Genomic DNA, 20731 nt, shown 5'->3' with positions numbered 1-20731 from the left:
CGGCGTTATTTTTATTCTATCAACGATAATTAAATTCTATCGGCGTTAACTTGATATACGCAAAAAAAGCCGCCCCACCTAGTGGAACGACCCCCGTTCATTTTTTTATTCAAATAAAGGACTCACAGCTCTTTCATTGTGGATGCGGTCGATTGCATTGACTAGCAATGTCGCCACGGAAATGGTTGTGATTTTATCGATTTGTTTTTCTTCTGGTAATTGAATGGAATTTGTGACGACCAATTCCTGAATTGGTGAAGACTCAATTCGTTCAATCGCTGGGCCAGATAAGACAGGGTGGGTACAACATGCGTAAACCCCTTTTGCCCCTCTTTCCATTAACGCTTTTGCAGCAAGTGTGATTGTTCCGGCCGTGTCAATGAGGTCATCAATCAGAATGGCATTTTTCCCTTCGATGTTACCCACGATGTTCATCACCTGTGCCACATTTGGCTTCGGACGGCGTTTATCAATAAAGGCGATTGGTGCATTTAGTTGGCTTGCCATTTTTCTAGCTCGAACCACCCCACCTTGGTCAGGCGATACGACTACAACATCCTCAAGACCTTTTGCCGCAAAATATTCAGATAGCAGCGGCACACCAAGCAATTGATCTACAGGAATGTCGAAAAATCCTTGGATTTGTGGTGCGTGAAGGTCCATTGTTAAGACTCTGGTTGCACCTGCTTTTTCAAGTAAATTTGCAACGAGCTTAGCCGTGATTGGTTCACGGGAGCGCGCTTTACGGTCCTGACGGGCATACCCATAATACGGAATCACAACATTGATGTTTTTGGCAGAAGCTCTTTTTAGAGCATCAATCATGATCAATAATTCCATTACATGTTCGTTCGCAGGTTGTGAAGTTGATTGAACCAGGTACACTTCGCTTCCGCGTACACTTTCATCTATATTAATGTGAATTTCTCCGTCACTGAAACGTGAAACTGAACATTTCCCCAACTCACAACCGAGTATCGTTGCCATTTCCTCCGCTAGTTCTGGATTTGAATTTAAACTAAACATTTTAAAACACTCATTCAATTGGTAAGCCACTGTTCGTCCTCCATGCAAAAAATAGTCTATATATAATATAACCTATCTTTACAATCTTTACATAGTGCCAAGTTACAAATTCCGACAGAATCTTTCTGGAAATCTTAAAAGAGACCCCACAAACGTGGCGCCCCTACTGTATTTAAAACACAATTGTTTTATTATGATCCACAATGATTCGGTCCTCAAGATGCCATTTTACTCCACGTGCAAGGACGCTTCGCTCGATGCTTTGACCGATTTTTTTCAATCTCGCTACATCATCACGGTGATCCACACGTGTAATGTCTTGTTCAATAATTGGGCCCTCGTCCAAATCGTTCGTTACATAATGGGAGGTCGCACCGATTAATTTTACCCCGCGTGTATAGGCACGCTCATACGGTCTCGCTCCGACAAACGCAGGCAAGAATGAGTGGTGGATATTAATAATTTGATTTGGATAGGCAGCAACAAAATCGGGTGTTAACACCTGCATGTACCGCGCAAGCACAATCAAATCAATGTCATATTCTTTTAATAGCTGTAATTGCTGTTCCTCCACCTGTTTGCGGATATCTTTGTTCGCTGGAATGTAGACAAATGGAATACCAAGATTTTCAACAACAGGTCTTGCATCCTCATGATTGCTCACGACTAGCGCAATCTCCGTCATTAAGTCGCCACTTTGCCATTCCCATAAAAGCTCGTGCAAACAATGAAGCTGCTTAGAAACAAAGATCGCCGTTCTTTTCACGTTTTGAACGTCAATTAACTTCCACTTCATTGAAAATTTTTCAGCAACCTCTAAAAATGCAGTCTCCATTTCTGACTTTTTCTCCGTTAAAGATGGGCATTCAAATTCAATTCGAAGATAAAATGTACCTTCTTGATGATGCGTAGAATACTGACTGGACTCAATGATATTGGCATCAAATGAATATAAAAATGCTGAGATGGCCATCACGATCCCTGGTTGGTCCGGACAGCTCACCAATAATCTTCCGTGATTCTGATGTTTGCTTTGAAACTCTTCCTTGTTAAAATACATGATCATTACCTCACAATAATTAATGAGGAATATTATAACAGTATCCTAGAGAGTTGTCTAAACAATTCGGAAACTTTTCGGGACAGAGGGACAGGTTCTATATTGCACCCCAAAAGTTGGAGTAAAATCTAATTATTTGGGGTGTGTATATTTTGACAAAGAAATATAGTGATGATTTAAAGTTAATGGTGGTTAACGAGTATCAAGAAGGAAAGCTAGGAATTAGACCACTAGCTAGGAAGCATGGGATAAAGTCAAAATCAATGGTTGAAAGGTGGATAAAAGTTTACGAGAAATTTGGTGCTGAAGGATTAAAAAGGAAGGGGATAAACAAACCTTATTCTGTTCAATTTAAGCTAGATGTATTAAGCTTTATAAAGAGAACAGGTTCTTCTGAAACAGATGCCGCCCTTCATTTTGGAATAACAAATCCTACTACAATAGCAGGGTGGAAGCAGGATTTTCTTAAGGGTAGACTTGAAGGCCTGAATAAAATTAAAGGATGGCCTACTATGTCTAAAAATAAGAAGTCTGATAAAGAAATGACAAATGAACAAAAACTAGAAAGAGAAAACGAACTCCTTCGTTTGGAGGTAGAATACTTAAAAAAGTTGCGAGCTTTTCAGATGGATCCGGAGGGCTATCTCGAAAAGCACAAGCAGCGTTATCATACGAACTCAAAGAAAAGTTCAAACTGAAAGACGTATTAAAAAGAGTTGGAATTCCTGAATCTACCTATCATTATCATATAAAATTGATGAAAAAATCGAATCCAAAACAAGAACTAGAGGATTGTATCCAATCTATATTTAACGAACATAACGGTAATTACGGATACCGTCGAGTACATTTAGAGTTGCGTAATAGAGGGCTTAAAGTGAACCATAAGGCTGTGCATCGAATTATGAATAAGCTCGGTCTTAAAGGAATTAAATTTAATAGAAAAACACGTAAATATAATTCTTACAAGGGAAATATAGGTAAGGTCGCGAAGAACCTTATTAATCGTCGTTTCCAAACTAATGTGTGCCATCAAAAGTTAACAACTGATATCACAGAATTTAAGTGTTCAAACGGTGTAAAACTGTACCTTAGTCCAATTATGGACTTATTTAATGGTGAAATTCTTTCTTTTGGAGTGGGTATAAGCCCAACTTTGGATCTTACGATCGGACCACTTAAGGAAGCAATTGAAATTGTAAAAGACTCAAAGTATCGAACAACGATTCACTCTGATCAAGGATGGCAATACCAACATAAAAAGTGGGTAAAAACACTTAAGGAAAATAAGATTTTCCAAAGCATGTCTCGAAAAGGAAACTGTTTGGATAATTCACCGATGGAAAACTTTTTTGGCTTACTAAAACAAGAGATGTATTATGGAGAAGCGTTGTGTTCGTTTGAGGAATTAAGTGAGAAAATTGATAGTTATATAGAATACTACAATAATAAGCGTATTAAGCAAAAATTGACGGGTATGAGCCCAGTACAATACCGACTCCATACCAGTCAATTAGCTGCATAATAAAAACTCTAACTTTTGGGGGTCACATCATTCCGCGTCCCTCCCTTTTTTTCTGGGACACTGAACCTGTCCCCTTGTCCCTTATTCATTCGCCAGTTTTTCAATCAATAACGCAACCAAGGCACTTCTTACCGGCATTTGCGAGATAAGTAAATGCTCGTTTGAAGCATGAGCGCCGTCACCTACTGGTCCTAATCCGTCTAGGGTTGGGGCAAATTGTGAAGCAAAGCTACCATCGCTGCCGCCACCACTTGCTTGTTCTTCTAATTCAAAGCCAAGATAATCCTTCGCCAATTCCTTCGCTGTTTCAAACATTTTTGTGATCTCTTGCGTTTTTTCCATAACTGGACGGTTGATGCCACCCGTAACCTCTATGGTTAAGCCTTCTTTAGATGGCGTCAAACCTTGAATCAACGGAATGATTCGATCAAATTCAGCGTTGCTTTTTACACGCAAATCTAGTTCTGCCTCAGCTTCAGCAGCAACCACGTTCGATGCACTTCCGCCTTTTATTAGTCCGATATTTAATGTTGTTCCTTTTTCAAAATCCGTTAAGCCGTGCAAATAAAGGGTTTGTCGTGCAAGCTCCTCAATTGCACTAATTCCTTTTTCAGGCTCAATGCCGGAGTGTGCAGCGCGTCCCTTTACTTTGATCGTGAACATGCCAACACCTTTGCGAGAGGTTTTCAGCTTTCCTTTCGTAGAAGCTGCCGCGGATTCTAAAACAAGCACATATTTGCTCTTTTTCGCTTCCGCTTCAATTAAATCGCGTGAAGACTCACTTCCGATTTCCTCATCTGTCGTAAACAACATGACAACCTTTGTTTTTAAAGGAACCTGGATTGTTTTCAGCGCATGCAGTGCAAACAACCCTTGGACAATGCCGCCCTTCATATCAAATGAACCTGGTCCGTAAAGCTTGTCTCCATCAATTCGGAATGGAAGTTCTTCAAGCGTTCCCTTTGGCCAAACCGTATCCATATGCGCCAAAATCAATATCTGCTCATCACCCTCGCCAAACTCACAGCGATAGTGATCCCCAAAATGCTCATTGTTGAACTTCTGGATGGAGCCACCTACATATTTTTTATAAAGCTCCTGAACCTGCTTGCCCACCTGGTCCACCGCTTCTTTATCGTGAGACGGAGATTCCACCTCTACTAACCCTTTCAAAACCTCCACCATCTCAGACTCTTTCTCTTTTAAAAATGCTACAACCTGCTGTTCCATTACAATGCCACCTTCTATTGGGACAGAGCTTTCCCTATCCCATCCATTTGAGACAGAGATTTCGTGTCCCTAAAAAAATTTATATATTATAACAATATTACAACAATTGAACCCATGCTACTATTTTTATAGCATGGGTTTGAAAATTCTATTGTGCAATGGGCACTCTTTTTAAAAAGTGATCCAAGAATGCTGGTGCATCGACTTCGGTGCATACTTGAATTTGGGGATTTCCTTCCGGTACTGGTACGGTTCTTCCATCTTCTTTTCCTTCAGAAATCACGTCAACTGCTATGTCCTTCGTCTTCACTAAGCTTGGGTCAATCGCTACACCTACTGCCAATGGGTCGTGGAGGCCACAGCCACCGATTCCTGGGTTAGCGGACTCATAAAAGTCATGATAAAAGCCGACCATGTCTGCGAAAAAGTCACCTACTTCAGAACCTCGCCATGCATCTACTTTTTCTCTTGGCAATAAGGTCTGCATCGTTACATCCAGCCCTACCAAGGTTATCGGTAAACCTGATGACAACACGATTTTAGCCGCTTCGGGGTCTGTAAAAATATTCGCCTCAGCATGTGGTGTCGCATTTCCCGGCACAAAGACCGCACCCCCCATAATCACCACATCGGAAACTTGTTCGACAATCTCTGGCGCCTTTTGAAGCGCGAGAGCAAGGTTTGTCAACGGTCCCACTGCGATAATGGTGACTTCATTGGGAAGCTTTTTGACCTGTTCGATGATAAAATCAACCGCAGACTGGGTTTCAGCGGTCGTAGCAGGTTCAAAATCCAATACATTTCCTAAACCATCTTCTCCATGTACCCTTTTCGCAAAACCATCACGATTTCCTCGGACTAGTGGCTTTTCAGAACCCGCATATACCGGGATCTTTTTTCCTAGTTTCTCTAAAACTGCTAAGGTGTTTCGTGTCGCCTCATCAACCGCAACATTTCCGTAACTCGTCGTTAATCCAAGAATGTCAAGCTCTGGTGAGTTGACTGCATAGGCAATCGCCATCGCATCATCTATTCCTGTATCCACATCAAAAATAATTTTCTTCATCGTTTTACCTCCAAAATTTACGTGTTTCTTCAATTGTTGGCATTGAGGCTTGTGCGCCTTTTTTTGTAACGGTTAATGCGCCAACTGCGTTTGCAAATTCAGTGGCTTCTTGCAGACTTTTCCCGCTCACGAGTGCTGTAGCGAGCGCCCCCGCAAATGCATCACCTGCTGCCGTCGTATCAATTGTCGTCACCGTGTGCGGGTCGACAAAGAAGGTTTCGTTTTCCCGCAACACGACGACTCCTTTCCCACCAAGCTTTGCAAATACCGTATCGACACCTTTAATCAAGAGCTTCGTGCCGGCCGCTGTTGCGGTTTCCGCATCCGAAATTTTTGCATCAGCAACAATTCCTAACTCACTCTCATTCGGAACGAGATAGGTCACTTTGTTATAAAGCTCATCAGGGAGCGTTCGTGCCGGAGCAGGGTCTAGCATAACTGGAACATTGTATGTATGAGCGATATTCGCAACTTCGATGACAGTATCAAGAGGGATCTCCAGCTGCAGCATAACAAGTTTTGCCTTACGTATGAGTTGCTCATGTTTTCTTACATATTCTGGTGTCACATGGTCATTGGCACCCGGTGACACAATAATGCTATTTTCTCCTTCTCCATTCACACTAATCACAGCCACACCGGACGAAACGTCGGGTATTTTTTCAATAGAAGAAGTGTCGACTCCAACTTCGCTCAAGCCTTTTAAAAGCTGCTCACCAAACATGTCCTCTCCTACGCAGCCGAGCATCGCAACCGATGCCCCAAGCTTCGCAGCCGCAAACGCTTGGTTGCCACCTTTTCCACCATTCCCTGTAAAAAAACCATGACCGAGAACCGTTTCTCCCCATTCTGGCCGCTGCTTCACATTCACCACCATGTCCACATTCAAGCTACCTACAACCACAATATCCGCAGCCATCAGACTTCCCCCAATCTTAATGGGACATAGGGACAGGTTCCGCGTCCCACCATTTTTTTTTCCTAGGACAATGAACCTGTCCCCTTGTCCCTAAACGCGAGTTTCATATAGAATATTATAGACAAACTAAGAAGCCGTAGCAAAGTGAAATGGGGAGTTTACCTATGGGACGGAAAAAGAAAAAAGGGAACAAGAGTCCTAAAAAGAGGTTCTGGGGATTACCGAAAGATGTGCGAATGGAAAAAGGCAAAGAATGGGTCGCTCAATTCGAAGGCGATGATATTATAAAAAGCTATTCAAAGACATTTGGCCTCAACCTTATAAATTCAATGAAAGAATTGAGGAGGCTCGGAGTTAAAATAAGTGGTCAAGATAGGAAACGTATCAAGAATTTAGTTGAAGAAAGAAAACGAAAAAAACAACTACGTAAAGAAAAAAGAAGACATGCACTAGGATTCAATGAATATGAAGATCATGATGAGACATTCGCATTTATCGCTGGCTTTACATCAGGTGGTGCTCCTTATGGCATTACCCATGAAGAGATGGAAGAATTTATAGATAACGAGGATTAGTTTGTCGAAAGTAAGCTTCATTTTAATAAAGACGATAGTACTTGAAATGTTTCCGACAATTTTCCCGCAAGATTTGACATTTTTTTTCACCAACTCTGTAACTTTTTCTCTTCTCAAACGTCTAATACTTGTGTACTATTAATTCAACTAGTAATCTACGAAAAGGTGTTGATAAATATGAGTCGAGTTGACCGCCATTCGAATAAGAAAACGAAACGGAAATGGCCAAAAGTTATTGGAATGATCGCACTTGTTTTATTGTTAGCCATCGGTGGATACGCCGTTTATTTATATCAATCTGTTGCAAGTACAGTTGGAAAAATGCACAGCGACCGCGGTCCATCTGATAAGCGTACAGAGGAAATTGATATATCAAAAGCAGACCCGATTTCAATCCTGCTCATGGGGGTTGATGAACGCTCGGGCGACAAAGGTCGTACTGATTCGTTAATCGTGGTTACCGTTAACCCAAACACGAAATCGATGCAAATGCTAAGCATCCCGCGTGATACTCGTGTTGAAATTGTGGGAAGGGGTACTCAGGATAAAATCAACCATGCATACGCATTTGGTGGCGTTGATATGACGATTGATACCGTTGAGAACTTCCTAGATATACCAATCGACTATTATGTAAAAGTGAACATGGAAGGTCTACAGCAAATCGTTGATGCGCTTGGTGGTGTCCAGGTGAACAGTACACTGGCATTCTCTTATGAGGGCGCCTCATTCACGGAAGGTCCGCAGACCTTAAATGGCGAGGAAGCACTTAAATATGCGCGTATGCGTTATGACGACCCTCGTGGTGACTTTGGTCGACAGGACCGTCAAAAGCAGGTCATTCAAGGGATTATTGATAAAGGGGCAAGCTTCACTTCTGTCACAAAAATTGATGACATTCTTGGTGCACTTGGCACGAACGTAACAACCGATATTTCCTTTGATGAAATGAAAACCATCCAATCGAAATATAAGGATGCTCGTCATAACATTGAGCAATATAGCATCGATGGGGTTGGGCAAACCCTTGACAAGTGGTACTGGATTGTCTCCGATGAAGAGCGCCAAGCTGTCTCATCTCGTTTAAAACAACATTTGGAAATTAAATAAATTACTGAAAGCAACCGGTCACGTATCGGTTGCTTTTTTTTACACCTTACATATTTTCCTCCTTTTTCCATATACTAAGTGGACGACGGACCTGTGTCCCAAAGGAGGTTCTCATAATGAAACTTAAGATTGTATTTTTTATAACGTTATTATTTTTATTCATGTCGCCAGCCACTGCTGCGGAGAAGTCGCCATTTTTTGGAGTGAGTGCTTCTGTGGTACAGGTGGAGGAAGGTACATTTGAAGTAAAAACGAAGGGCGAAGAGGAAAACGAGGGATTTGTGTTTTCACCAAAAGGAGTTAAGGGTGGCGAAACGATTGTATTCGAGGTCCAGGTGAAGGGCAACACCGCCGTCTATTTACTTGTCGACGAGACTGATGCACGCGGAACTTTTTTAGCGGAGAGCGTATCCCCGGTGATTGGCTTGCATGATCCTTGGCGAACGATTCAGCTTGAGGTTGAGCTTCAAGAAACCACGTCGCAAATCGATGCAATGGTGCTTACTAACCAGCAAGAGAAAACCACATTCATGTTCCGAAATGTAAAAATGAGTGTAAAAAATTAAAGGGTGCCCGCGCAGGCATCCTTTTTTTATCCCAAGATCTTTTCGATTTTTTCTCTAATCTCATGCGGCAATGGCTGGTTCAAAGCACGTGCTAGCAGCCACGGATGCTCCACGCCATTCTTTTTAAAATGTTCTTCAATCCGTGTTGCCTTATCCTGTCTGTTTGGTATGAACAGGTAAAGAACAAACCAATCCTCCAGTGAACTTAAAGGGATTCCATCAACACGACCAACCAGCGAGTTTTCGTCAAATGGCAACCGATAAACCCCTTCTTCATGTTCAATCGCAAATCCCCCCATGCTATCGATATTAAACCGACCAACCCTGAATTTCGCAAAATGTCTTGTTCTAAAAGGATGTAAAGATTTCGCCTCAATCGGTGTTCCAAGCACCTCAAGTTTCTTATTGAACCATACAGCGTCCTCTTCATTCACCAACAAATCAATATCATTTGGATGCTGAACAAGTCCGTAAAAACTTAGTAATAGCGATCCGCCAACACCCCAAACGATTTTTCGATCATCAACAGTAGCTGCTATCTCCCTTAATGTTTCAATCACAATGCTTCCTCCAAAAAGAAAGACTTGAGATCATCTCCCAAGTCTTACTCTACTTTTTTTGAAATTTCATCAAGCTTTGCTTCCATTCGTTTGGCACGCTTTGAAAAACGCACGACATAGATGAGAACTGCAATAAAACTTAGTGGAACGAGAAACGCAAATAACTGAAAAAGAATGTCTCCAATATTTACCATGTCAAATTTTCTCCTCTACGGGACAAGTTACCTGTCCCCATGTCCCACAATTTACTTTAGCTTGAATTGCTGGATTAAGGTGTTGAGTTCGCCAGCGTTTCCTTCGAGTTGTTTAGCGCTTTTTGAAACTTCTTCCATTGAGCTGCTCGATTGTTGGGCAGTTGCCGATACTTGCTCGACACCCGCTGCAGATTCTTCTGCCACAGCTGCAATCCCTTCGACTGCTCCGCTGATTTCTCTTGTATCATCAAGCACACCGTAGAGAGAGCTAGACATGGACTCGAACTGAGTGCTAATTTCATCGATTTTCCGCTTTAATGCATTAAATGTTTCACCAGTTGTTTGGATTTGTGCGGTCCCTTCCTCAACAGATTGGTAACCATCATCCAAGGACTGAACGACTTGCTTCGATTCAGTTTGAATATCTTTTACAATCACCGTTATTTCAGCAACCGATTTTCCAACCTGTTCAGCAAGCTTACGAACCTCGTCAGCGACTACTGCGAAGCCTTTTCCGTGTTCACCTGCTCTTGCTGCCTCAATCGCTGCGTTCAATGCTAAAAGATTCGTTTGTCCTGCGATTTCCTGAATCACATTCACAAGCTTCGTAATTTCATTTGTTTTGTTATCTAGCCCAACCACCATCGTGTGGGACTGCTTCATTTTTTCATTAATACTGTTCATCTGTTGAATCGATGTTTCCATATAGGCGCTGCCATCGTTGGTCAAATTCAGCATGCCCTGAGATTGTTCCTTAATGTCCTCACCCTTCACCGCAACCTGCATGATTTCCTGCGAGAAATTGGACATTTTCTCAATTAAAAGAGTGGATGAAGATGCCTGGTCCTCAGCACCGCGAGAGAGTTCTTCCATTGTGACCGCAATTTGCTGGCTACCAGCCATGACCTCATCCGCATACTGGGTCAATTCCTCACTTTGACCGGTCACATGGTCTGAAACAACAGACATTTGCTTGACCATACCTCTTAAGTTCTCATTCATATCATTAACTGCTGTTACCAGCTGGCCAATTTCGTCTTTTAGCTTCGTTTTAATGGGCTCAGCATAAAGCTCACCATTCGAGATCGCCTTCATCCGGTTTGCCACATTTTTCACTGGTCTTGCAATCACTACTGATGTGTAAATGGAGATAATTGTTCCTAAAATGATCGCAATTGCAGCCACCACAAGTCCTGCAATGTTCGTACTCTCACCAAAGTTCACAACGTCCTTACCGGTCGATACAATTTGTCGTTCTCGTTCTTTTGATAACTGTTCAACTTGATCCATCAATCCCCTAGCCGCAGGCTGGACGTATGTCTGTAGATTATGCTTTGCAAGATCTGTATTGCCGCTATCATAAGGAATGAACACCTTTTCATTTATCAAATCACGCCATTTTTTCGTTTCGCGTAAAAGGACCTCAACCTCTTTTAACTTCATCATGCTTAGCTTTCGATCGGTTAAATCATATTCCACGGAATAGATGTCATAATGATCTCTATAGGAAGATTCCCCATACAACACATATCCACGAGCCAACGCAATACTCTGTGCAATGTTGTATTTTAAGCTATTGTATTCTAGTAAAACCGTGAGTTCCTCGGACAACATGTCGTCCGTCTTTTGATTCATATTGGACACTGAAAAATAATTATATGCCGCTAAGCCAATGCAAAGGATAATGATGGCAAAAAAGCTAACAAATAATCGCGTACGAATACTTTTCATCTATAGTACCTCTTTCTTGTTGAATAGTAATAGATAAGGCAAAAAACAAAGCCAATTCTACTAGATTGGCTCAAACGCTTCATATATTTTGTTGCATCGACCCTATGCCCTTTTCAGAGAGTTTTCCCTTTTCTACAAATATATGATTTTCTACCTAATAGTATATAAGTTTTCATACCATTCAACAATACTCGACACCACGATTCCCACTACTTTTTTACTATTAAATCTAGCAATAACTTCAAAAAATCTTCCCTATTAACTGGTAACACCTCTGGCAACTCAACACCTGTTTTCACTAGAATTCCTCCTTACGAACCACAGGGACGGTTCCTCTGGTTCCGTTTTTTACGTTCTATCACTAGTAATCTAGTATTTCCACAATTTTGGTAGATATACATGTTTACTAGAAAAATTTTGGTGGATTTGAGGAAGGGATTTGCTAAAAACAGTAAATTCGAATTAAAAACAGTGTTTTAAGGTTATCGACAGTTAACTCCATGTTAACGACAGTATTTTTAAATTAAAAGCAGTAAAAAGAGGAAGTAACGAAAAAAGCCAACCCGTGGGTTGACTTTTAATTACGAGCAGACGCAAGCGCCTGTTCAATTACACGCATATTTTTCAATGTTTCTTCGATGCTGTACATCGGCTGTTTACCAGAAAGAACACATTCAGCAAAATGCTCAACCTGAAGTTTGTACTGGTCACCTTGAACCGTTTCTTCACGCTGGCCAGCTTCAGCATTCATGACAAGCACGCCATTTCCACCTTCATTGTCAGGACGGAATGCATGCTTTGCAAGGATAGAACCTTTCGTACCAACAACTTCATATGAAGCTTTAAAGCTTTGCTCAAAGCTTACATCGAAATTGGCAATCACACCATTTTCAAACTTCAATGTACCCGCTGCGGTAATATCAACGTCATGTGTTGGATGTAGATTTGCTGCTGCTTTTACTTCAACCGGCTCTTCGCCCGTAATCAAGCGACTCGCATGAATGCAGTAACAGCCCACATCGTACAGTACACCACCTCCAAGCTCCTTTTGCATCTTGATGCTTCCGGAATTTAAGTCATGTAAGAAGGAGAACGACGAACGAATCAGTTTCACATCACCAATTTCACCAGATGCAATGATTTCCTTCACGCGGTTATGTTGAGGATGGAATTGGTACATAAATGCTTCCATAAAAGTGACATTATTTTCTTTAAAAGCTGCCGACATCTCTTCAATGTCTTGTGATGTCAAAGCGGCTGGTTTTTCACAAAGCACATGCTTGCCATGCTTCGCTGCTTCAATCGCCCATTGTTTATGTAATTGATTTGGAAGTGGAATGTACACGGCATCGATTTCAGGATCATTCAATAAATCAGTATAGGATTCATAATGCTTTGGAATGCCAAGTTCTGCTGCAAATTCCTTCGCTTTTCCACTCTCACTTGCAACAGCCACAACCTCTGCATTATGAGCACGCTCCATCGCTGGAATCAATGTATTTCTCGCAATTTTCGCTGTAGATAAAACACCAAAACGAACCTTTGTCATCGGAGTTCCTCCTCCTATTTATTAAATCAAATGCGCCTTGGCGTATTTGCGACCAGATTTTATCGAGCCCGCTCGATAAATTTCCGCTAAAAATCTGTGGCATCCGCCGGAGGCTTTAACTTTATTCAAACTTTGTTTTATCCGCCACTCAAATTGTTTACTTTTTCACAAAGATGAATACTCCTAAAAGTAGTGGATGACTGCTGAATAAAGTTAATACTCAACAAATCTATATTCTCATATTTTAGGAGATTATGAAAGGGCTTTATTTACAGAACGCAAAAAAAGCCAAAGAATCCCTCTGGCTCGGTTTGTAACATATTAAACTTAAGCGGATTGACACTCTTTCAATCTACCAATTAGATCTTGCATAACCTCTTCTGTGGTAATCGTAGCTGTATCTTCTACTTTTTTCTGGATGTCAATCATTATTTTTAAAAGTTGTTCGGAACTCATACTTTTTACCTACCAATCTTATTTTCCAATTAAAATCCATTTTACACTATTCGCTAAATTTTGCAATGGAAAATTGTTATAAATTTTCGACAAAAAAACCCCCAACTGCTTGTTAGGGGTTAAAACATTGAATTATTCCATTGGTTCTCCTTGAAATCCAGCGAATTTTCCATTCGTAAATCCTGCGTATAATACATCCCCATTTTTATGTACAAATGGAACTGCAACGATTGTTAAAATGGTTCCTTCAAAAGGCATATGGACAACCATTACCTGATCCGCTCCGGCAAATTCATAGCCCTCTTTTCCTAGGTCTGCCTTCACTATCTTAAACTCTGTTAATTTCAACGTGTTCGCAACAGCCTTATTGCGCTCTGCTCCTTGCAAATAGGTCACGCCACATTCGCAATCATCCCCATGTGCAGAAGCGGTGTTTCCAGGAAGAACAAGCATCAACAGTAAAAACACAATACCTAAAAGTTTGACCATTTTCTTCATTTCCAAATCCTCCCTTTCGTATCATCATTGATACAAATTACACAGGAATCCGACAAATTCCTTTATTTTCCGTAAAAATGAGTCGAAAGTCTGTACGTTAGTTCTTTTTACCCACAAAAAAAACAACCCAGGTAGTGGGTTGCATATATTACTCTTCATCAAATTCATCGCGATCGACAAGTTCCTTGTATTTCACAATTTCCTCAAGAAGAATTTTCTCTAGTTCCTTGAATTTTGTGGAAATGCTGCTTGGTGACACATCATATTCTTCTGCAAGCTCTTCATAAGTAGAAGTGCCCTCATATGGATAAATTTGTTCAATCATATACACCAATGCGGCTTCATAAATTCCCGTTTTGATAATCCTTGGATTTTTACGCTCACAATACATATGCCACAATGAAAGACCTATCCCAATAATGTCTTCATCGTAATCGTACTCTTTCATTCGAATCTGGAACATTTCGGCGACCTCTTGCTGTTTTGGCGTCTTCCACTGATAATCCTCTGCCGTTATTTTCGCCTTTCCAAACATAAACACCATGAATACATTGATAAATTCATGTGACATAAAATCAACCGGATTGCTCTCGCCACTCTTTTCAAAGAGTTCTAGGATCATATTTCGCATATCTCCCGCAAATTCCGTTGGCAACTCAAGAAATGTTGGGAAAAAGATGGAGTTCGCTCCAGCAGGCAATAACGTTCCGAACACAAAATAACCTGCTTCGACTCCCGTCTCTGTTTCATAAATCCGCACGCGGTGCTCGTTTTCTGTAAAAATATCACGTATCGTCATATAGGTTCCCCGCTCATCTACCTCAGTCACCGTGTAGGCAGATGGTCGCGCCTCTTTCCATTTCTTTAAAAGATCGCGCGTACGTGGACGACTACATTTTGGACCATAGATGTCGACATACTCTTCTAGAATCGTTTTCTCCTCAACCGGAATCGAGCTAACCACCCAAACGCGTGAAAAGAATGAGAATAAATCATACACATCCTCTGGAAGCTCATCAAAAATATCCGCATACTCTTCCAAAACGTCATCTAAAAACTCTTCATACATATGAAATGCGTATTGAAACATATCATGCTGGATATCGTTAAGCTCGTTTTCTACGACTTGATCGATCGAAACAACCGCAGACCGGCCACAGCATTTTTTGTATTTTTTCCCACTCCCACATGTACAAAGATCGTTCCGTCCAATAACCTTCAAATCATTCACCCTTCTCTTCTAACTATGACACTATCATATCATAAATCCTTATAAAATAATGTGGTTGGTAACATTTTGCAGAAGAGAGAATGTAGTCTGCACACGGGTTTGCGTTTTCATACTGATATTTGCGTCTTAGAATCGGGGTTTACGTCTCGGGGCACGAATTTGAGTCGTCCTACACATATTTGCTTCGGTCTCACTTTTTTTGCGCCGTTCTCAGCCTTTTTGCGTCAGCCCACACATTTTTGCGTGAATTCACTCATATTTGTGTTACCGACAGATACTTGTGTCGATTTCATACAATTCCCGCCGCTCACATTTATCAACAATACTGTCACTATCCGAAAAATACTGTCACTAACAAAAAAGAAGCAAGACCCGAACACCTCCAAGGCATTCGGGTCCTTACTTAAACTGGTATCTTCAACGTTTGTCCAATACTTAGGATGTCACTTGTTAGATTATTTGCCGTTTTTATGTTGGCGACGGTGGTGTTATAGCGTTTGGCAATTCCGTATAAGGTGTCACCTGAAGCGACGGTGTGCACCACTACGTTTGTTGGTACTTTCAATACTTGTCCGACGTAGATCATGTCTGACGTTAAGTTGTTTGCATTTTTTATAGCGGTTACGGTGGTGCCATTTTTAGCAGCTATTGCCGACAGTGTATCGCCCGAGACAACTGTATAATTCACTGTGTACGCAGGTGCTGGCGGAGTCGGCGGTGTTACGACACTCACCGCTTCATCCGTTGGCACCCGCAATACCTGTCCGACATATAACGAATCTGATGTTAGGCCGTTTGCATCTTTCAATTGACTCACCGTTGTACCGTTGCGGTTCGCAATTACCCAGAGCGTATCGCCTGCAGCAACTGTGTACGTTTTATAGTTCTGAACTGGTCCTGTGTAGACCGGCGATACAACTGGTACGGTGTTAGGCAATGTTGTCGTATAGCTGTTCCAGACACTTTTGTTTTCCTGACCGAGGCTCCAGTTTCCGACGCCGCGAAGATTGTATTTGCCGACAAGCCCAAGCTTTGCCTGAATCGATTCGTCATTTTCAAACCAAATCGTGTAGGTTCCAGGTGAAAGCGCAGCGCCACTCACGAATGTCACCGGATCGCCCTCTTTTATCGTGACAATCGCTTTTGGCGTTTTGCTCACCTCATCAAACACAACGGTGCCGTTATAGCGATCAATCAACGTCTGGACCTGCGAGTTAGATATTCCATAACCACCATAGCTTTGCCCCTCTATCCAATAGCGTCCAAAATGCGCGATTCCAAGAACAATCTTATCCGGTGCGACATCCTGTGCCAGCGCGTACTGAATTGATTTTTCAACCCACGAATAGCTCGCTACCGAGCCAGGGTCGCCACCCTGATAGCTCTCGTCATACGTCATGATCATGAGATAATCCGCGTACTTCGCAAGATTTGTGTAGTCGTAAGACCCATGCCACCCTGCATTCCAGCTATTCGGATTGGCTGCAACGGCAACGGACACCTCCTTTGTCGGCGGTATTTTTTCGCGCAGCAACCGAACAAATTCGGTATAGTTGGCGCGGTCCGCATCAGTTACATTTTCAATATCAACATTGACTCCATCCAGATTATAGCGTGCGATGGCATCGGCAATTTGCTGGGCCGCAAGCTCCTTGTTCGCAAGCATCGCACGACCCACATCACGGTTCCAATGATTACTTAAAAATGGAACAACGCGCACTCCTTGTCTATGCATCGTTTCGATAAAATTCTGGTCAACCTGATAGGTGAGCTTAAGTGTTCCATCTGCATTAATATCAAAATAGCTTGGCGACGCAATATTCACCGCATGCCCCGTGGAATTCACGGTATTTACATATTGCTTCGTGTTGCCAAAGTACATATACCCAAGATTGATAACCTCGCTTGCTGTAATCGGCAGGCGTAATGTTTGGTTCGGCTGAATCACGTCACTTGTCAAGTTATTCAATGACATCAATGAATCAACCGTCGTGTTATAGCGCTTCGCGACACTATACAAAGTATCACCTTGCGTTACGGCATACGAACTCATCGGAACATTGGTGACCTCGCTCGTATTTCCAGCGACATCGGTTTGCGTAACAGATGCCGACGCAACGTTAGAGGCGTTGTCCACATACACATCGACAGAATAAAATCCATTTTCATCTGCATTTGCAATTCGTGTCACGAGTACATTTTTATCATTATCAAAAAGGGAAACCTCAACCTTGGCGTTCTCCTCAGCCGTTCCGATCACCGTATAAATGTACTGCAGGTTTTCATAGCGGAAGCCATTCTTCGTTGCGACTGCATTTTCAACGACTGTATCCTTCTCAATCGTCAACGCCTCTGCAATACTTCGATTCCCCGCTCGATCCGTTTGTCGAGCTTCAAATGTTAACGGTCCATCCTTCAGCCCTGACAGATTCAAATTGGCACCGAACGTCCCGTTTACAACCTTGGCAGTTTGCGTCACCGTTGTCGTGCCATCACTAACAACCATCTCAATGGTCGCACCTTCTTCGACGCTAGAGCCCGTAATGGTAAAATTGGACTGGTTTTCGAGGTTCACAAAATCTGGTTGATTCGTCACCACCCCAGCCGGTGCCGTTGTATCTTTTTCAAACGTGATGTTTTGCGCTTCGCCCACGTTTCCAGCATTGTCTTTGGCACGGATTGAAGCAGTCAGCTCCCCATCTTTCAACGTACTCAGGTCAAAGATATCTTCAAACCTACCGTCGTCATCTGTTTCCACCGTTTTCGTGACCACATTGACACCGTCTGAAATTTCGATCACGACTGTACTATGTGGTTCGACGACACCACGAATAGGGTAGACCAACACATTATCCGAAAAAATGGGGAGCGGTGTTTCCAATTGGATCGTGTTAGGTCCCACTGTATCCTTGACCAAGGTCTTTGTGACTGCAGGGCTTACATTTCCCGCTCGGTCAATCTGTGTCAATTCAAACGATACATCTCCATCTGAAAAATCGGTTAAATCAACTGGAACACGGTATTCACCATTTTCATTTGTGGTTGCGGTCACAACCTGTTCCTGACCATTTCCGTTAAAAATACGAATTTGAAGATCTGAATTTGCCTCGGCTTTCCCGATTAACTCGTAGGTCGCTTGATTTTCACCGGTAATAAAATGATTGTTATTAAAAATCGGTGCGGTAGGTGCTTTTGTGTCTTTTTCAACTGTTACATTACTAACATTACTTGTGATGCCGGCTGCACTCGTTTGAAACGCAGAGATTGTCAAATTCGTATCCAACATTGCACTCACATCAATAGCGACATTGTACTCCCCGTTTTCATTCGCAGTTGTCGACGTGATGATATCCGGATTCACCCCATCAGACACCGTGATATCCACGGTCGTACCCGGTTGCGCCATTCCGTAAATGTGATAAGTCGTTGCATTCATACTGTTGATGATCTCTGTATTATTAATGACTGGTGGTGCAAGGGTTGTTTCCTTAATGAGAGTTGCCTGCTCGACATCACTTTGATTTCCGTGCTCATCCACTGCACTCGCTGTGACAAAAATTTCCCCATCATTTAAGGCGCGGAGGCCCACATTTGTACGGAATTCGCCACTTTCGTTCGCAACAGCTTCTACCGTTATTTCTGGATTCACTCTATCTGATAACACAATTTGGACAGTCGAACCTGGGTCTGCCATTCCAACCAATGTGTAGCTGTTGGCATTTTGTGTGGTGATGGGTTGCTTTGTGTCTATGACAGGCTCTCCCACGATAGAATCCTTTGTAACAGTAACTTGTGCTGGTGTTGAACGATTTTGTGCTGCATCAGTTGTGGTTGCAGTAATCGTGATTGCACCGTCTTTCAAACCAGACAAGTCAAGTTCCGTCTGGAATATACCATTTTCATTCGATTTAATAGTTGTTTCTGCGGCTTGTTTTAGACCATCTGTTGCGCGAATAGAAATCGTCGCATTGGGCTCAGCCGTTCCAGCGAACGTATACTGGGCTACATTTTTACCAGTGATGTCTTGTAATTCTTGAAAAATGGGCGCCACCACCGTGGTATCTTTTTTCAACGATAGCTTCGTCATGCCACTTTCATTTCCAGACGAATCAACGGCTTTAGACGTAATTGAGATCGGACCGTCACGCAATTTGCTGAGATTCACAAACGTACTAAATTCACCTTTTTCATTCGCAAGTACTTCCGTCGTGATCGGTGCATTTACTCCATCAAAAAAGACAACTTGCACCCGCGATGCAGGCTCAGCTGTTCCTTTCACCGGATAGGCGGCAGCTGATTGGCTATTAATAACTTGAGTAGTAACCAATGTTGGTGCTTCTAGTTTAATTGCGGGTGTTGTTTCTTGTATAGGCTCTTCCGGTGTAGTAGGAACTGCCTGCCCATCAGGAATCGTCAGCACCTGGCCGATAAATAAATTTGTCGTTGTTAAATTATTCGTAGTCTGAATCGCATCGACGGTTGTGCCAAATCGTTGTGAAATGCTGTATAAGGTGTCACCTGCAGCAACCGTATAGCTCGATGTGACAGGTGTTGGTTCCGGAGCAGGTGCTGTTGGCGTTGGATTTGTCGGTGTAACCTCACTTCCCGAAATTTTCAGGACCTGGCCGATGTTTAGCACATTTGACGTTAGGTTGTTGAGTGACTTTAACTCGTCAACCGTCGTACCAAATCTTGTGGAAATCCCGTACAACGTATCACCCGCGGCAACTGTATATGTGAACGTTTCTGGTGTTGGCGCAGGAGCGGTTGTCGTCTCTGTTTCCTCCACAGGTTGTGGCGCTAGTGTTGCCTCCAACAGTGGAATCCGCAACTTTTGTCCAATCATCAGCATGTCTGATTTTAATTGGTTGGCTGTACGGATTTGGTCAACGGTTGTGTTATAACGTTTTGCAATATTGTAAAGGGTGTCGCCTGAGGCCACCGTATAGGTGAAAAACGGCAATTTCAGTTGTTGACCAACAAACAACATATTTGTCATAAGCCCATTAACTTTTTTAATCGAATCCACCGACACATTGTAGCGCATGGCAATCGAGTATAAGGTATCACCTGCTTTTACCGTGTATATGTCGTTGACTGCCTGGGTTTGACCGCTAATGGTTTGCGCTCCAACTTTAGGGGCGGTTGCTCCTAAATAAAAGGTCGTGATCAGCATTGAACCCGCTAGCACCTTCGCAACCCTAATCGGCAGATGTGGGAATTTTTGTTTAACGAGATTCCGAATTTGTGTATTCAGGTCCTTTTTTTCGTGTTGAAAATGCCCACCAAACTCGGATGCAAATTCTGTCATTTGCGAGTCCAAGAAAATCACTAGTGTATACTCATCCTTATCTTTTACAAGCTTGTATCCTTGAATTTCCAAACGGAACACCTCATTATCCAATCTTTGGTCTTAGTTTCTCACCTTCCTTTTT

The 20731-nt window shown here is 42.3% G+C and carries 18 protein-coding genes; 5 read left to right on the top strand and 13 right to left on the bottom strand.

Annotated elements, in window-relative coordinates; translation table 11 throughout:
• Nucleotides 1-105: 105 nt before the first annotated feature.
• Together ABC371_RS07275 and purU are read right to left on the bottom strand one after the other, a co-directional pair.
• Nucleotides 106-1026, bottom strand: coding sequence for a ribose-phosphate diphosphokinase (locus tag ABC371_RS07275; RefSeq protein ID WP_412899294.1), 921 nt, complete (start codon nt 1024-1026; stop codon nt 106-108).
• Between the two features lie 172 nt (nt 1027-1198).
• Nucleotides 1199-2086, bottom strand: coding sequence for a formyltetrahydrofolate deformylase (gene purU / locus ABC371_RS07270; RefSeq protein ID WP_412896177.1), 888 nt, complete (start codon nt 2084-2086; stop codon nt 1199-1201).
• 152 nt (nt 2087-2238) lie between these two features.
• On the opposite strand from purU, the gene ABC371_RS07265 reads away from it, so the two are divergent.
• Together ABC371_RS07265 and ABC371_RS07260 are read left to right on the top strand one after the other, a co-directional pair.
• Complete coding sequence (locus ABC371_RS07265) at nt 2239-2784, top strand: helix-turn-helix domain-containing protein (protein WP_412896176.1); 546 nt, start codon at nt 2239-2241, stop codon at nt 2782-2784.
• The gene (locus ABC371_RS07260) at nt 2685-3611 is read left to right on the top strand and encodes an IS3 family transposase (protein WP_412899293.1); all 927 of its coding nucleotides are present in this window, start codon (nt 2685-2687) and stop codon (nt 3609-3611) included. The genes ABC371_RS07265 and ABC371_RS07260 overlap by 100 nt, the downstream gene beginning before the upstream one ends.
• Before the next feature lie 81 nt (nt 3612-3692).
• Here the strand turns inward: ABC371_RS07260 and ABC371_RS07255 are convergent, their stop codons facing one another.
• The 3 genes from ABC371_RS07255 to rbsK all read right to left on the bottom strand — a co-directional run bounded on the left by ABC371_RS07255 (nt 3693) and on the right by rbsK (nt 6826).
• A complete protein-coding gene (locus ABC371_RS07255; protein WP_412896175.1) occupies nt 3693-4841 on the bottom strand; it encodes a M20 family metallopeptidase in 1149 nt (382 codons plus the stop codon).
• A gap of 148 nt (nt 4842-4989) precedes the next feature.
• Entirely contained in the window at nt 4990-5907 is a 918-nt protein-coding gene (locus ABC371_RS07250) for a nucleoside hydrolase (protein ID WP_412896174.1), read from the bottom strand.
• A gap of 4 nt (nt 5908-5911) precedes the next feature.
• Nucleotides 5912-6826 carry a ribokinase gene (gene rbsK, locus ABC371_RS07245; protein WP_412896173.1) on the bottom strand — a complete coding sequence of 305 codons (915 nt, stop codon included), beginning with the start codon at nt 6824-6826 and terminating at the stop codon, nt 5912-5914.
• Between the two features lie 164 nt (nt 6827-6990).
• On the opposite strand from rbsK, the gene ABC371_RS07240 reads away from it, so the two are divergent.
• The 3 genes from ABC371_RS07240 (at nt 6991) to ABC371_RS07230 (ending at nt 9077) form a co-directional block, all read left to right on the top strand.
• Nucleotides 6991-7401, top strand: a complete 411-nt coding sequence (locus ABC371_RS07240; RefSeq protein ID WP_412896172.1) for a hypothetical protein — start codon at nt 6991-6993, stop codon at nt 7399-7401.
• 177 nt (nt 7402-7578) lie between these two features.
• A complete protein-coding gene (locus ABC371_RS07235) occupies nt 7579-8511 on the top strand; it encodes an LCP family glycopolymer transferase (protein ID WP_412896171.1) in 933 nt (310 codons plus the stop codon).
• Nucleotides 8512-8627: 116 nt separating this feature from the next.
• A complete protein-coding gene (locus tag ABC371_RS07230; protein ID WP_412896170.1) occupies nt 8628-9077 on the top strand; it encodes a hypothetical protein in 450 nt (149 codons plus the stop codon).
• Between the two features lie 26 nt (nt 9078-9103).
• On the opposite strand, the gene ABC371_RS07225 is transcribed toward ABC371_RS07230, so the two are convergent.
• The 8 genes from ABC371_RS07225 to ABC371_RS07190 all read right to left on the bottom strand — a co-directional run bounded on the left by ABC371_RS07225 (nt 9104) and on the right by ABC371_RS07190 (nt 20679).
• Nucleotides 9104-9637: a nucleotidyltransferase family protein gene (locus ABC371_RS07225; RefSeq protein ID WP_412896169.1), complete on the bottom strand. Its 534-nt coding sequence runs from the start codon at nt 9635-9637 to the stop codon at nt 9104-9106.
• 44 nt (nt 9638-9681) lie between these two features.
• Nucleotides 9682-9831 carry a hypothetical protein gene (locus tag ABC371_RS07220; protein ID WP_412896168.1) on the bottom strand — a complete coding sequence of 50 codons (150 nt, stop codon included), beginning with the start codon at nt 9829-9831 and terminating at the stop codon, nt 9682-9684.
• A gap of 51 nt (nt 9832-9882) precedes the next feature.
• Nucleotides 9883-11562: a methyl-accepting chemotaxis protein gene (locus ABC371_RS07215; RefSeq protein ID WP_412896167.1), complete on the bottom strand. Its 1680-nt coding sequence runs from the start codon at nt 11560-11562 to the stop codon at nt 9883-9885.
• A 577-nt stretch (nt 11563-12139) separates the two neighbouring features.
• The gene (locus ABC371_RS07210) at nt 12140-13111 is read right to left on the bottom strand and encodes a Gfo/Idh/MocA family protein (RefSeq protein ID WP_412896166.1); all 972 of its coding nucleotides are present in this window, start codon (nt 13109-13111) and stop codon (nt 12140-12142) included.
• 327 nt (nt 13112-13438) lie between these two features.
• Entirely contained in the window at nt 13439-13567 is a 129-nt protein-coding gene (locus ABC371_RS07205; protein ID WP_412896165.1) for a YwzD family small protein, read from the bottom strand.
• A 132-nt stretch (nt 13568-13699) separates the two neighbouring features.
• Nucleotides 13700-14065, bottom strand: coding sequence for a hypothetical protein (locus ABC371_RS07200; RefSeq protein ID WP_412896164.1), 366 nt, complete (start codon nt 14063-14065; stop codon nt 13700-13702).
• A 148-nt stretch (nt 14066-14213) separates the two neighbouring features.
• Entirely contained in the window at nt 14214-15287 is a 1074-nt protein-coding gene (locus ABC371_RS07195; protein ID WP_412896163.1) for a YecA family protein, read from the bottom strand.
• Nucleotides 15288-15699: 412 nt separating this feature from the next.
• The gene (locus tag ABC371_RS07190) at nt 15700-20679 is read right to left on the bottom strand and encodes a LysM peptidoglycan-binding domain-containing protein (protein WP_412896162.1); all 4980 of its coding nucleotides are present in this window, start codon (nt 20677-20679) and stop codon (nt 15700-15702) included.
• Between the last annotated feature and the right edge of the window lie 52 nt (nt 20680-20731).

The organism is Bacillus jepli, assembly GCF_047238305.1.
GTDB lineage: Bacteria > Bacillota > Bacilli > Bacillales > Bacillaceae_L > Ferdinandcohnia.
This window is presented reverse-complemented; position numbering and strand designations above follow the sequence as displayed.